The following is a 14,895-nucleotide window of genomic DNA, read 5'->3' on the forward strand; positions in this document are numbered from 1 at the left end:
ACACTAATAGTTATATATATTTTAAGACAGCATCATATTTTTATTTGATTTTTTTGTATTAGTATATAAGAAAAAGTTTAGTCAATCTCATATATAATCTAGTAAATCTTGAGTTTATAGCAAAATATTACATTGCTATTATAACAAAAAGAAAATTATAATAAAAGTCAAACAAAAATTAATTTTATTAAATTAAGTTTAAGATGGTAAATATTTTGTTTTTGCAAAAAAACACAATATGCAGCTATACATATTGTGTTTATAATACTATTTCATTATTCTATTACAAAATTGTTGTTTTTTCATACAATATATTTTGTTTGATTTACATCTAGGACACTCTGCTGTTTCAGAAAAATCAAACTCATATTCGTAATTACAATCTTTACAAATAACTTTGCATTTCTTAGTGCAGTAAATTCCGCCGGTTATATTTATAGCCAAACCATTAGTTAATGCTTTAGTAACTTTTTGCCTAGCACTATCAATTATATTTTGAAATGTCTGCCTTGATACATGCATTTTTTCTGCACATTTTTCTTGGTTCAATTTTTCTATGTCCTTTAATCTCATAGCTTCTAATTCTTCTAGATTAAGAATAATTTCTTCTAATTCTTCATCAGATTTACCAATAGGCTTAAAATAGGTATACTCAGGGAAAAAGTCAACTCTTCTACATTTTTTTGGTCTTGGCATAATTTATTCTTTAATTATTCCATCTGTAATTTTTTCGAACATCTTAGCTATTTCTTCTGACTTATTGATTCCATCCCTGGCAATTTCTTTAGTCATTGGTAATTCACCTAATAATTTGATACCCATTTTATCTAAGAAATCTCCTGTATCTCCTTCAAACATCTTAATGATTTTTCCACAGTCTGGACATTTAATGTAACTCATGTTCTCAACAACACCAATAACATCTACGTCCATTTTTTTAGTCATATTGATAGCTTTTGCCACTATCATTGATACCATATCTTGAGGAACAGAAACCATTACTACGCCAGTTATAGGCATCACCTGCATGATTGTTAACGCTACATCACCTGTTCCTGGTGGTAAATCTACTACTAAATAATCTAAGTCTTCCCATAATACATCTGTCCAGAATTGTTTTACTGTTCCTGATATAATAGGTCCTCTCCAAATAACAGGTGTATTCTCTTGATCAATCAAGAAGTTAAGTGACATAACTTTCAATCCATTTTCTGCAATAACAGGTAGAATACCTGTTTCAAGAACTGTTGCTCTTTTATCTTGTAAACCTAATAATCTTGGAATACTTGGTCCAGTTATATCTGCATCCAATATACCTACTTTGTATCCTCTTTTAACTAAATCATTAGCTAACATAACAGATACTGTCGATTTACCTACTCCACCTTTTCCACTCATTACTCCTATAATATTCTTTACATTATTAATAGGATTATTTTCTACCATACAATTCTCTTTTTTACTGTCACTGCAATTACCATTTGATGCACATGTATCACATGATGCCATAAAATCACTCCTATCATATCATTAAATTTTATATAAATAACTCAACTTTCCTACCTTTTATTATGCTCTAGGTTATATACTTATTAAAGTTCTTTATTAGCATATGCCAATAAAAATATACACCTTTTTAAGTCTATTGTCAATAAATTTCAGCATATTTGAAGAATTACACTATGCTTTTAAACCTTTTAGGAAAAGTGATAATTGTACAGAAATCATTTTTCTACAATCCTGCTCATTCATATCTAAACTTTCATTCCTCTTAAAAACTCTCCTAGCTAAACTTAACCATGAATCTCCAATAGTATTAGCGGTTATTGTAGGATCACAATCTTTTAACGAACCATCTTCTATTCCCTGCTCCAATATAATTACTAAATATGAAGTAGCTTTTTTGACAATTCTATAGAATTCTGTTTTTAAAGAAGAATTAATATCATTAGTTTTTACATTATAATCATAGATACCAGTAAAAATTATCTCATTCTGAAACTCATCTATATTTCTATCTATCATTTCAAAATACTGACACAATTTATTATAACCATTACCAGTAAAGCTTGGAATTGTTTTTTCCATTATCCTATTATATTCTTTTAGTACATACATATCAATAGCTGTAGTTATTTCTTCTTTTGATTTGAAGTATTCATATAGTGTTTTCCTACTTATATTGGATTTTGCTGCGATCTTGGCCATAGTTGTATCTTTAAATCCATTTTTTATAAATAAATCAAGTGATACCCTTACTATTCTATTTCTTGTAATACCTTTTCTATTATTGATTTCGCTATTTTCAACACAAATATCCATATTACATCCTTCCCATAAGCAAAATTTAGTTCTATTTAATTTTTATTTAGTAGGATATATAATAAAACCATAATAATACTTTTTATATTTCAATAATTTGTATGGTTTCTTTAAACATGCAATAGCTGGCATATCTCCTCCTACTCCTCTTTGACCATAATCAACGTTCACAGTATTAAATTCTCTTCTTGGTAATAGATGACTATGTGTTGTGTTTTCTAAATCATCCATTGTATAAGGCCACATACTTACATTAATAAATTCACCAGTTATATCAACTATTTTTATACCTTCGTTGTCTTTATTAGTTATCTTAGCCCATCTGACGTCTGTACGATTACCATTCTCTTGTGGCATCAAGTAACTATGCACTAAATCTTCGCATGCTCCTTTATATATACCAACTAATGCACTTTCTTTTCTATCAACATATGATTCATGAAAACCTCTTCCATACCAAGTCATTGTATTATACTCCCTTAATACTTCCATTTGCATACCAAATCTTATCATGTTTCTTAAAGGAATAATATAATTTTCTATCTTAATAGCTCCATTGGGATAGATACTATATACAGTTGTTAATCCATTTCTAGTATTAATTACTTTTGATTCAACTGTTATTTCAACACAACCATTTGCCTTATCATTAACTACTATGTCTTTTACTTTCACCGTATTTGTAGCTTTTTTCCACATATGTCCAATATTTATACCTTTAGCAAACGGGAATATATCTGTAACAGTATAATATCTATCATTATCAATTGGTGCTCTCCAAAAATTAGGAACTAATTCTTTATGTAATAATTCTTTATCGTTATATTTAAGGGAATGAATACCACCACTTTTTTTATTGATAGCTACAAAGAACAAATCATTATATATATCTATATATCTGTTGGTATTTTTGATATTCATATCTTTATCCTGAAAATTAATGTTGCATGGTTTTATTAGTGTTATATTGTTGAATCTAAGTTGTGAACAAGCCACTACATCTCCCTCATTAAGCCAATCAGTATTATTCTTAAGTGCAAACTTTACATTAAGAAAATACTCTTTATCTTTTTTAAAACTATAATTAATATAATTAAGCTTAATCTGTTTAGTTTGTTGAGGCTTGACATCATCCACATTAACTTCACCATTCAATACAACATAACCATTCTCAATAACTTCCCAAATCAATTTGACAAATGACAAATCAATAAAAGAATACTTGTTTTTAACATTAATCAACCCTTGAGATACATTAGAATCTCTGACATCTATGTTCTGATAAACTTTTTTTACCTCATGTAATGCTGGATGAGGAGTTCTATCTGCTGCTACAATCCCATTGAAGCAGAAATTGTAATCATTAGGATTATCTCCAAAATCTCCGCCATAAGTCCATATATCTTTACCATCTTTTGATTTTCTACGTATACTCTGATCTGCATAATCCCATATGAATCCACCTATACATCTATCATATTTTTCAAAAGCTTTCATATAATCATTGAAATTACCTAAACTATTTCCCATACAATGAGCATATTCACATAAAATGAATGGTTTATCCTCATACATTTTCGGTGTTATTCTCTGACCTAGTAATCCTGTGTTTTCACCTAATCCAACTAGTACAGATTTATTATTTCCGATTTTATGAACTTGTTTCACTGTACCGTACATCATGCTAAATACATCTGTATAAGCTAGCTTGTAATCACCTTCATAATGAATTGGTCTAGTCTTATCTATCTTTCTAGCAGCTTCTTTCATTTTTAAAAAAACATTTCCTGATCCAGCTTCATTACCCAATGACCAAAAAATTATGCTAGGATGATTTTTATCTCTTTCAACCATTCTCTGCATTCTATCAACGCATGGGTTTTCCCACTCTTTTTTATTATTTGGAACTTTATTACGTATTCCATGAGTTTCTAAATTACATTCATCCATAACATAAATCCCATATTTATCACATAGATCATAGAGCCAAGAATTATTAGGATAATGACTGGTTCTTATGGCATTAATATTATTGGCTTTTAAAATCATTATATCTTCTTCTGTCCTTGAATACGGAACCGAATGGCCATTATCCGGATCAAATTCATGTCTATTAACTCCTTTAATCATAATAGGATTACCATTAATTAATAATTTAGCATTCTTGATTTCAATTTTTCTAAATCCAAAATTACAATACCTGACATCAATTATTTGATTATTTTCATCAATTAGAGATATTATAATTTTGTAGAGATATGGTGTTTCAGAAGTCCATTTATGAGGGTTGATTATATCTTGTTTGAGATGAATTATATTTTTGTCGATAGTTTTTTTACCTATGAAAGTTACTTTGTTACTATCATCAATTACTCTCATTTGGACTTTCATCCTACTATTATCATTCATTAGTTTAATGCTAGTATACAGAATAGCATCTTCGTAATTATCATCTAAATCGCAATAAACATAAAAATCTTCAATTTGTTGTTTTGGCTTTGCTATCAAATAGACATCTCTAAAAATACCTGACAAACGCCACATATCTTGATCCTCCAGATAACTACCGTCACACCATCTATAAACTTCCACAGCTACTTCATTTTTACCCTTTTTTACAAAAGATGTAATATTGAACTCAGCTGGAGTCATAGTCCCCTGAGAATAACCTACTCTTTTCCCATTAATCCATAAATAAAATGCTGAGTTTACCCCTGAAAAAACAATATATATATTTCTATTGAACCATTCATTCGAAACAATAAAATTTTTCTTGTACTGTCCTGTTTCATTATTATGGGGATTAATATTAGGAATAACTTTAGTATCAATACTTTTAGGATATTTAATGTTTAGATATATTGGCTTTCCATACCCTTTTATCTGCCAATTTGAGGGAACATTAATTTTATCCCATTCCTTAACATCATAATTTGATTCATAAAATCTTATTTCACGATCATCAGGTTTGGCATACCATTTAAAATGCCATAAACCATTAAGACTTTCCACCCATTTGGACTGTTGACCATTAATGACCTGATTAACATCATCATATGGAAATGTCATTATATGGGGCGGTTCTTTGTTAATACCATAAACATTAACATTATTCCACTCTACATCATTATTTTGTATTTTCATAAATACCTCCCTGTTGTAATTACGCTTGAACGTAACACGTGTAACCTTATATATATTATCTTATAATTTTGGTAAGTATAAGTCAAGATAATTATCTCATGACATCGTCATATCATTCATTTGCCATCACACCAAGCAATATGACAATACTATATATTATTGGTTAGGAAGATATTAATTTAATAGCTCTTTCCAATTTAACAAAAAAAGAATAGACATTCCTATCTATTCTCATCCATTATTAATTAAACAAATAGCTTGAGACGAAATCCCAAGACCAGTACCAGTAAATCCTAATCCTTCTTCTGTCGTTGCCTTGATATTTATGTTACTAGAATCAATGCTTAAGACATCAGCTATATTTCTTTTCATTTCTTCTAGATATGGTGCCATTTTAGGAAGTTGAGCAATTATTGTTGAATCAATGTTCACTATTTCATATCCTTCTTGTGTAAGCAATTTCTTTACCTCTCCTAACAGTTTCAGACTGGATATTGATTTATACTCATCTTCTGTATCAGGGAAATGCTTACCTATATCTCCTTTTCCCAAAGCACCTAATATAGCATCCATAATTGCATGAACTAGAACATCTGCATCGCTATGTCCTAAGAGTCCTTTTTCGTATGGTATATTAACGCCTCCAATTATTAATTCTCTACCTTCCACTAGTTTATGTACATCATAACCCATTCCTATTTTCATTAGTTAATTCTCCTTTTTTACGTGTATTCCTATTTCTCTTTTATAATTCCTTTATGATATGCTTGTAATAGCATTTTTAATCCAACGATTTCTTTTTTTAGTTCATTACCTATATCAGTATTTCTAACTCTTATTCTTTTACTATTCTTTTCTAATATCTGATATGAAGATACGATATCTCTTTCATTCTGTATAGCTTTTTTCTTTGATTCAAATTTCTCATGAGCTACCATTAATAATCCGTATGAATTATATATAAGAGTATATCCAGCTATTCCTGTTATATGTTGATAGGCTTCTGATAAACCTCCATCAATAACTAACAACTTACCATTAGCCTTTATTGGACTTTCACCCTTCTTTACTTCTACTGGAACATGACCATTAATGATATGAGAATTATCTTCGGCTATACCGAATTCAAGTAATATCTCTCTGCATTTCTCTTCACTGTCCCTATATCTGTAATAGCTATTTTTTTCTTCCTTTTTCACTGATTTATCATTCAAGAAATATCTTTCGAATGTAGCCATTTTATTTTTACCGAATAACGGTGAATTGGGACCAGTCCACAAATACCAGAAGTAATCAATATTGTTATGGGTATTGTTATTATTGAAATAATAATCTCTTATTAATAATTCTATTTTGTCAATCAGGTCTTTTCCTCCATAACTACTATCATCTATAGTAACTTTATTAAATACCCCTTTCTTATCCATAGGAATGCACCCATGAAAAAGCAAGTTGGAATTATAAGTCAGATACATACTGCCTTTTGAAAATAAAAATCTGGTATGTTTTTGTAGTTTTTCATTATTCTTATAAGATAATCTTAACTTATCCATAACATCTTTTTCTTCTATTGTCAATTCATATGGATTCTTAGGATTTATTGTGGGGAAATAATTATCAGATAGTTTATATGGTTTTTCATTTAATGTTATAATACCCTTTTCATAGTCTACCATATTCAATAATAATCTATCATCCATCTGGAAATTAGGGTTTCTTTTAATTATCTGACCTTCTAATTTAAACTGAATTACAGATATGGCCTTATGTATTTTTTTTATTATATTGATTTCTTTACTAGTATATTCACTTTTATTTGGTACAACCAAATCAAAATTGTCACAAGAATCATCCTTATAATATTCCATCGCAAATGTAGCTAATGGGAGAAGATTAATACCATAACCTTCTTCTATAGTACTCAGATTACCATATCTTGAAGATATTCTAATAGTACAAGCAATACAAGCTAAAGAACCTGCAGCAGCTCCCATCCATAGAATGTCATGATTACCCCATTGCATATCAATCGAATGATGTTTCATTAATTTATCTAGTATAATATGAGCACCAGGTCCTCTATCATAAATGTCACCAATAATATGAAGCCTATCAATAGCTAATCTTTGAATAACTCTACAAATAGCTATCATAAAATTATCAGCCCTATTGATTTCAATAATTGTGTTGATGATACCATCATAATATTCTTGTTTATTAACTTCTCTTTGTTGTTCATGGAGCAATTCTTCTATAATATATTCAAAATCTTTTGGTAGAGCTTTTCTTACTTTCGACCTAGTATATTTCGATGATATTTCTCTACATACTAAAACTAATCTGTGAAGTGTTATTTCATACCACTCCATCAGATTTTCTTCTTCATTCTTAACCTTTTCCAGTATCTGCTCTGGATAGTAAATCAACATTGCCAACCGTCTTTTCTCATGTTCTCTTATCGTATTATCAAAAATGTGGTCAATTTTTCTACGTATGACTCCTGAAGCATTGCTCAGTACATGAATAAAAGCTTCATATTCTCCATGTATATCAGATAGAAAATGCTCTGTTCCTTTCGGTAAATTAAGTATAGCCTCCAGATTAATAACTTCTGTACATGCTGAATTAATTGTAGGGTATTGTTTAGATAACTGTTTAACATACTGTAGGTTGTTGTTAATTTCTTTATCCCAATAATTATTCATTTTACACCCTTCTTTTATTATTTTTACATTATAAAATGTAAATTATTGCCCAAATCATATATCCGACTTTCTCACATTAATCAAACCGAACAGTCTTGAAAATAGAAAATCTTAATTGGAAAGTTGAATCTTATATCTGATTATACAATAAAATGTTTATTCAATCTATAATTATAATAAATGTATTAAAAAAAGAACAAAAATTAAGAATCAATTAATTAAAATAAAACAATAAAACATATCTTTATGCTAATTAAAGTCTAAGATATGTTTTACCACTTTTTTTATTCTTGTACTTATTTACAAAATTATTATTTAGCTCTTCCAGTAATTATTGATTAATGTTACCAGAAACAGTTGATTTTCACTACGAATCTTCCTATAAATCATCACTTACCTATTGACATTTTTATAGAAATAGATTTTCTATTAACAGCGATGTTACCAAAACGAAAACGGAGGCTAATAATAATTTTTTTGTTGTTTTTGTCATCTAATCACTCTTCCTTTTTGTATTTATCTCTTATAAAATAATGTCTTCTAATCTTTCATCATAGCCTTTTTGGGAGATATCTTACTATTGTATCTATAGATATTGATATAAGAGACTAAAGAACAAGCTAAAACAAATAATATTCCTACTAATAAACTATAATTATTCATTTCATATTCCTTTACTTGATAACCTAAGAAATTGCTCATATTAATATTTAATAAAATAGTTATCACATATGTAAAAACAATAGATAATAAATAACTTATAAAATAAGTTAAACATAGTCCCCCTATAAATACAGCCAAAATATATTGATTTGAAATTCCAAGAGATTTTAATATACCAATCTTCTTAGTAAGACCTTTCATTAGATATGCTATCATTACCAATACTAGAACAAGAGCTACTATCCCAATAAGTATACAACTAATAGTTGCTTTTCTTCTAGCCATTACCTTATAGTGGAAATTCATGATAACATCCCCAATATTATTATCCTTTCTCTTAAGTTGATATATCATATCCAAAGCATTATTATAATCTTTTTCCCCATTAACATAAATAAATACTAGATTCTCTTCTACTTTATTATAAAGTTTCTCATATGTATCCCTAGATAAAAATATTCCTCCTTTGAAAAATTTCATATTTTCATCTAAAACTCCACTAAGAGTATAGTTATTGATATCTTTTTCTATCCAATCAGTATTAAGAGTAATTGGATGATTGATTCTTTCATCCACATTTACTTTATAAAAATTTCTTGCATAACTTCCCATCACCGCTTCTAATTCTTCTGATTGGGGAAGTCCACCTTGAGAAATCTTATGGGATAGTTTTTCCTCCATGAAACGCTTATCTACACCATATATAGTATATTCTATTTTACTATTCGTTAATGAATCTTTCATGGTAGCCATACTTCTAGTTGTAATTCCATATACCTTAATATCATCATCTAATGACTCAGTTAGTTGTCTACTTACTGTTGGCATATCATTATAATATTTATATCTTAGCTTACCATCTTCATCCATTTTCCCTTTAACTATAATATCCGGCATACTATTTTCTTCCAAATCATTAGTTAAGCTAATAATTCTAATACTAATAAATGTAAGAGTCAATATAAGCAATAAAATAAAAGTAACAAGTATTTTTTTGTTTTCAAATAGTACATTAGAAAATAATTTAAAACCCATTTTTTACCTCCTATAAATTTATGATTTCATCGGCACACTTATCAAAATGGTTCGTATGGCAACTAATAATACCTACTTTTCCATTTTTGTGGCAATAATCATCTATAAAGTTAATGATTAATTTTGAATTTTCTTCATCAAGGTTAGAAATAGGCTCATCATAAATACATATACTAGGATTTTTAATGATAGCTCTAGCAATTCCAACTCTTTGTTGTTCACCACCTGATAATTCTCTTGGATATGCATATTTTTTATCTTCTATTTGTAACATTGCCAATACTTCTAATGCCTTATTCATTGCATCTTCTTTTGTTAAGTTTTTAGAGCATACATCAGTAAGTATTACATTATCTATTACATTTAATCCTCCTAAAAGATTATAGTCTTGAAACACGATTCCCATATGCTCTCTTCTCATTTTACATTTCTCTTCTAGACTCATTTCACTAACTAATGTATCTCCAAAATATATCTTTCCACTGTCTTCCTTATGTAATAACGCTATTAAACTTAAAAGTGTAGATTTTCCTTTACCAGATTGACCTTTTATAAGGTATATTTTACTTTCTTGAAACTCATGATTAAAATCTTTAATCACTTCTAATTTCATATTATTTTTTTTATATGACTTATATAATTTTTCAATTTTTATATTCATATCCATACCCTTTCAATTATTCATATTATGATGTTACTCATTTCTTGAGAACATAAAATTTTATAAGCCCCTCTTGTGTACTAATATTCTTTTCTTTTACTACAGTGAATCCTATATCAGTTAAAATCTCATCTATACTTTCCTTAGTAATTATATTCTTACAACTTGAACCTACAAACCGTTTAATACCTCCAGTAGAATCCACCTCTTCACTATATAGATTAACAAAAACTTTTTGTAACTCAAGATCAACTTTTTCAAATAATATCGTATAAGCTTTTTTAGAAGGATTAAAATAATAATTAGGTTTCAATTCTCCACTACTATGCATTTTCTTGGAATAATCTACAAAATTAAATACAAAAATTCCGCCCTCTTTTAAAAGAAATTTATATACATTATTAAATAACTGAACTCTTTGCTGATGACTTTCAAGTAAACTGATAGATATATGGGAGAGAATTACCATATCAAACTTTTTATTACATTTAAAAGTACACATATCTCCAAAATATATTTCAGGAGTTAAATTCTTTTTCTTGCATTTGGCTTTTAGAATATCTATCATATGAGTAGACAGGTCCACTCCATGAATTTGTAATCCCCTTTTTAATAAAGGAATTAATACTCTTCCAGAACCACAAGCCAATTCTAACACTTCTTTTCCATATTCTTCTGATAATTCTTGATAAAAATCAATATCGAAATCATCGTTTTTTACTAGGCTATCATAAAATTTTGCATAATATCCTTCATACATATCAGAATATATAGTGTCCGGCATATTCATTTGACTAATTCCTTTACAGAATCCAAAATATTCCATATAATCACTCCCTTGTTCTTATTTACTTATTAAATTGATTTCTAGTTAATTACAATAAATTGTTTGTTTTCCTTTACAAGTAATATATCTTCTTCATTATATTCGTCTATATTATATTTCTTTTGAAATTCGTTTATAAATTTAACGTATTCTCCTATATAATAAAACTCTATCATATAATCCCTAAATTCTTTTTTGTCAAAACATGTAGGTACAAATAAACATGAACAGAATTTCTGTGAATTACTAGGTATATTGGTATTACACTTATTATTTTGATTTGTCGATTTTAACAACTGATGAATATTGTTTAATACTTGGTGATAGGATAACATTGTTGTACCTATAGGTACTGTATTTCCACAACAGTATAAATTGTCATCTGAAATTTCAACTCTTTTCAACTGATTTACACTACATTCATGAGTAAATCTACAAGCATTTTCTATTATTCCTAACCCAATATTTTTTATTTTTATCCTCCTCGTTTTATGATACTGTTCAGCTTCATTAGCTAACTGTTTATAGTCTTCTTTATCAGTTAACTCTCTAATTGGAATACTAATTGGAATTTTTGTGTAATTATCATTATATTGTAAATAAATACGATTGTTTTTTTTAAAATAGAATATTTGGTTGGGTAAAAATATATTATCTTCATAAGCTCTTTCTAGATTTTCATCATACTCTCTAACGGTTCTCTTTAGATTTTTTCGATTGTCTGTATAATAATCCTTTTTCATGTGTAATTTTTCTGTTTCAATATACACTGTTCCATTTATGTTCAACCATTTATGTATACATTCCTTTGATATATCATTATGTGTTACAAATACATTAGAAATGCCTTTTTCCTGCTGTTTACCATTAAAAGTTCCAGCCAACACATCAATTACATTTCTTTTAACTTTTTTAACTCTATTCGTGTCTATACCTAATTTAGTTAACTTATAGTACACTTCTTCCATGTATTGTTTATAATAAGTTCTATATGGCATAATCACTGGTGATGGTTCTTTTATCACATTATACTTTTCGCTAGCATCAAATATCTTACTTTCTGGAAAAGCTGTCATATAGCATATACTTGAATTCTTCTCTAAATTATGCTGCTTTATATATTCTATAGATTGATTTGCCTCTATTCTATCTTCATATGGCAATCCAAAGTTAATACTTAGATACGGATTAATGCCTTTTGCCATAGCCACATTATACATGTGTTGAAGATGTTTGATATAATTATTAGGATCTTGTGTATCTTGTAATTTTCCTAATGCCTTAAGTATTCTAGGTGAAGCTGTCTCTAGACCGATAACCATTTCCTTGAAATTACACTTCGCCATTAATGACACTAGTTCTTCATTAAGTAAATCTGCTCTGGTACAACACCAATATCTAAAGATCAACTTATTCTCTATAAGTCTTTCACAAAGTTCATAAGTCCTTTCTGGATTAACAGAAAAACAATCATCTAAGAAATTAATATTAATATCCTTTCCCTTAACAAATTTACTGATAAATTTTAATTCATCAATAATCCCATCTATGGTATGTAACTTAAATATTTTACCTTTTAATTTATAGGAACAGAACAAACAATTTCCATAGCAACCACTAGAAGTCAACATTCCAACATTTTGTATTTCTGAAACTGGTATGAATCCTGAACTATAAGGAAAAGATAATGAATCTAATTGATTACCATAGTCTTTTTTACAAGTCATTATCAAATTACTAGTTTCTCTATAAATGAGATTTGGAATGTCTTTATACGGTAATCCTTTAAGTATTTGCAAAATGATATATGGTGCTTCATCTGTTATACAAACATCTACTTGTATTTGAGACATATGATTCTTGCCAATATATTCGGCTGACGGACCAGCAATCATTATTAGGCAATAAGGCTTTACTTCTCTCAACCTATTAATTATTACCTTAGATACATAGTAATTATATTCATTAATATAAAATAAATATTTTTCACAATCAAATTCATTTAATTCCTTAACCATTTCCATATATCTATTGGGATTTTTATGAATATATTGTAGTACTTTTACATGGTTTTTAAGAAGATAACTTCCTATGTATCCACAATCAAGTTGGTATTCTGCGCCACTTACGTATCCGTTATAGCAATTCATATAAGTTAATACTAATTCCTGCATATATATCCCTCATTCACGCTATATATTTATTTTAGAAGATATAATTATGAAACACATTTTCTATAATCTTAGTTATTTTATCTGCTTCTTCTATAGTTATAGTTAATATAGGAAATAATAATAATCCTATCATAGAACGATATACCAGTAATCCTTCTTCAGCCAAAACATTTTGGATATGTGCTATTCTGACTTCCTCTAAAGTTTTGTCATGATCAGATGCATTTACTAGATCAATGGAAATAAGCAAGCCAACACCCCTTACAGATTTTACATTACTATGATAGACAAGTTTTTCCTTCAGTTGTTTTAACAAGTATGTGCTCACATTTTCTACATTTCTTTGTATGTTTTGTTCTTTATATTCCTCTAATGCCCCAATAACTGCCGAACAGGCCAATAGATTTCCTGCTTGAGTTGATCCATGTGATAGAAAAGATTTATTATTTTTATAAACCTCTATTACTTTATCACTAAAGGCTACTGCTCCTAACGGAAGATACCCTGCATTAATACCTTTTGCCATGCATACTAGATCTGGTTTCAATTGAGTATTATAAAAATAAAATGCCTTTCCAGTCCGATAAAATCCTAGTGCCACTTCATCCGTAGCAACTAATATATTATATTTTTGACAAAGCTCATTTATCTCATTTATATACTCACAGGGTACTATTTCCATACCACTGGAAGTTAAAATAGGTTCTATTATAATACCAGCTATTTGGTGATGATACTCTTCTATGTAACTTACCAATTTTTGCATATAAACCTTATTATCTTCATTTGAATAGAGATCACTTGGAACTTCTTTCATAACTATTTGAGATAGTAGTGGGTTATATCCCTTATTCTCTCTCTGAGTAATTCCACTTATACTCATGCTTCCATAATAAGTACCATGATAAGATTTATTAAAACTAATAATAGTATTTTTATTAGGTTGCCCCAATATATGCCAATACTCTCGTATACATTTTATAGCAAGGTCATTACTTTCTGAACCTGAACATGTAAACATGAGTTTATTCATATACCTAGGTAACAAATCAAGAATTTTATTAGCAGCTAATACTACTGTAGAATTAGTATGTTCAAACAAAGAACAAAAAGGTAACTTATCTAATTGTTTTTTTATATAGTTGTTTATTCTTGTATTATTGTATCCTAAAGACATATTCCATAATCCGCTACAAGCATCTATATAGCATTTTTTGTTATTATCATATACATAGATGCCCTCTCCTTCATTAATAACTAATTGATTGAAGTAATTTTTTTGTAGATTAGAAAATGGATGCCATATATTATAGGTATTAATCTCTTTTTCTTCCATAATCTTTCTAAGGTTTAAGTTATTCATTC

11 protein-coding genes are annotated in these 14,895 nt (G+C 28.4%); all 11 read right to left on the reverse strand.

Going from position 1 to position 14,895, the window contains the following annotated elements:
- Positions 1-267: 267 nt before the first annotated feature.
- A complete protein-coding gene (locus QMG30_RS23460) occupies positions 268-696 on the reverse strand; it encodes a DUF134 domain-containing protein (RefSeq protein ID WP_281819574.1) in 429 nt (142 codons plus the stop codon).
- Positions 697-699: 3 nt separating this feature from the next.
- Entirely contained in the window at positions 700-1,509 is an 810-nt protein-coding gene (locus QMG30_RS23465) for an Mrp/NBP35 family ATP-binding protein (protein WP_281819576.1), read from the reverse strand.
- A gap of 171 nt (positions 1,510-1,680) precedes the next feature.
- Complete coding sequence (locus tag QMG30_RS23470; protein ID WP_281819577.1) at positions 1,681-2,322, reverse strand: TetR/AcrR family transcriptional regulator; 642 nt, start codon at positions 2,320-2,322, stop codon at positions 1,681-1,683.
- A gap of 42 nt (positions 2,323-2,364) precedes the next feature.
- Positions 2,365-5,466 (reverse strand): beta-galactosidase, LacZ type, encoded by a 3,102-nt coding sequence (gene lacZ, locus QMG30_RS23475; protein ID WP_281819578.1) that lies wholly within the window; start codon positions 5,464-5,466, stop codon positions 2,365-2,367.
- A gap of 231 nt (positions 5,467-5,697) precedes the next feature.
- Positions 5,698-6,171 (reverse strand): 2-C-methyl-D-erythritol 2,4-cyclodiphosphate synthase, encoded by a 474-nt coding sequence (gene ispF, locus QMG30_RS23480; RefSeq protein ID WP_281819579.1) that lies wholly within the window; start codon positions 6,169-6,171, stop codon positions 5,698-5,700.
- A gap of 29 nt (positions 6,172-6,200) precedes the next feature.
- The gene (locus QMG30_RS23485; protein ID WP_281819580.1) at positions 6,201-8,171 is read right to left on the reverse strand and encodes a fructose-1,6-bisphosphatase; all 1,971 of its coding nucleotides are present in this window, start codon (positions 8,169-8,171) and stop codon (positions 6,201-6,203) included.
- 540 nt (positions 8,172-8,711) lie between these two features.
- The gene (locus QMG30_RS23490; RefSeq protein WP_281819581.1) at positions 8,712-9,869 is read right to left on the reverse strand and encodes an ABC transporter permease; all 1,158 of its coding nucleotides are present in this window, start codon (positions 9,867-9,869) and stop codon (positions 8,712-8,714) included.
- 10 nt (positions 9,870-9,879) lie between these two features.
- Complete coding sequence (locus QMG30_RS23495) at positions 9,880-10,530, reverse strand: ATP-binding cassette domain-containing protein (protein ID WP_281819583.1); 651 nt, start codon at positions 10,528-10,530, stop codon at positions 9,880-9,882.
- A gap of 37 nt (positions 10,531-10,567) precedes the next feature.
- A complete protein-coding gene (locus QMG30_RS23500; protein WP_281819584.1) occupies positions 10,568-11,356 on the reverse strand; it encodes a class I SAM-dependent DNA methyltransferase in 789 nt (262 codons plus the stop codon).
- A gap of 41 nt (positions 11,357-11,397) precedes the next feature.
- A complete protein-coding gene (locus QMG30_RS23505) occupies positions 11,398-13,530 on the reverse strand; it encodes a B12-binding domain-containing radical SAM protein (RefSeq protein WP_281819585.1) in 2,133 nt (710 codons plus the stop codon).
- Positions 13,531-13,561: 31 nt separating this feature from the next.
- The gene (locus QMG30_RS23510) at positions 13,562-14,893 is read right to left on the reverse strand and encodes an aminotransferase family protein (RefSeq protein WP_281819588.1); all 1,332 of its coding nucleotides are present in this window, start codon (positions 14,891-14,893) and stop codon (positions 13,562-13,564) included.
- Positions 14,894-14,895: the final 2 nt, after the last annotated feature.

This window comes from Vallitalea longa (assembly GCF_027923465.1).
Lineage (GTDB): Bacteria > Bacillota > Clostridia > Lachnospirales > Vallitaleaceae > Vallitalea > Vallitalea longa.

Bases quoted from the DNA above. Each gene is read 5' to 3' on its own strand.
- QMG30_RS23485 (WP_281819580.1), bottom strand. From the start codon at position 8,171: ATGAATAATTATTGGGATAAAGAAATTAACAACAACCTACAGTATGTT.
- QMG30_RS23465 (WP_281819576.1), bottom strand. From the start codon at position 1,509: ATGGCATCATGTGATACATGTGCATCAAATGGTAATTGCAGTGACAGT.
- QMG30_RS23505 (WP_281819585.1), bottom strand. From the start codon at position 13,530: ATGCAGGAATTAGTATTAACTTATATGAATTGCTATAACGGATACGTA.
- QMG30_RS23490 (WP_281819581.1), bottom strand. From the start codon at position 9,869: ATGGGTTTTAAATTATTTTCTAATGTACTATTTGAAAACAAAAAAATA.
- QMG30_RS23500 (WP_281819584.1), bottom strand. From the start codon at position 11,356: ATGGAATATTTTGGATTCTGTAAAGGAATTAGTCAAATGAATATGCCG.
- QMG30_RS23495 (WP_281819583.1), bottom strand. From the start codon at position 10,530: ATGAATATAAAAATTGAAAAATTATATAAGTCATATAAAAAAAATAAT.
- lacZ (WP_281819578.1), bottom strand. From the start codon at position 5,466: ATGAAAATACAAAATAATGATGTAGAGTGGAATAATGTTAATGTTTAT.
- QMG30_RS23470 (WP_281819577.1), bottom strand. From the start codon at position 2,322: ATGGATATTTGTGTTGAAAATAGCGAAATCAATAATAGAAAAGGTATT.
- QMG30_RS23460 (WP_281819574.1), bottom strand. From the start codon at position 696: ATGCCAAGACCAAAAAAATGTAGAAGAGTTGACTTTTTCCCTGAGTAT.
- QMG30_RS23510 (WP_281819588.1), bottom strand. From the start codon at position 14,893: ATGAATAACTTAAACCTTAGAAAGATTATGGAAGAAAAAGAGATTAAT.
- ispF (WP_281819579.1), bottom strand. From the start codon at position 6,171: ATGAAAATAGGAATGGGTTATGATGTACATAAACTAGTGGAAGGTAGA.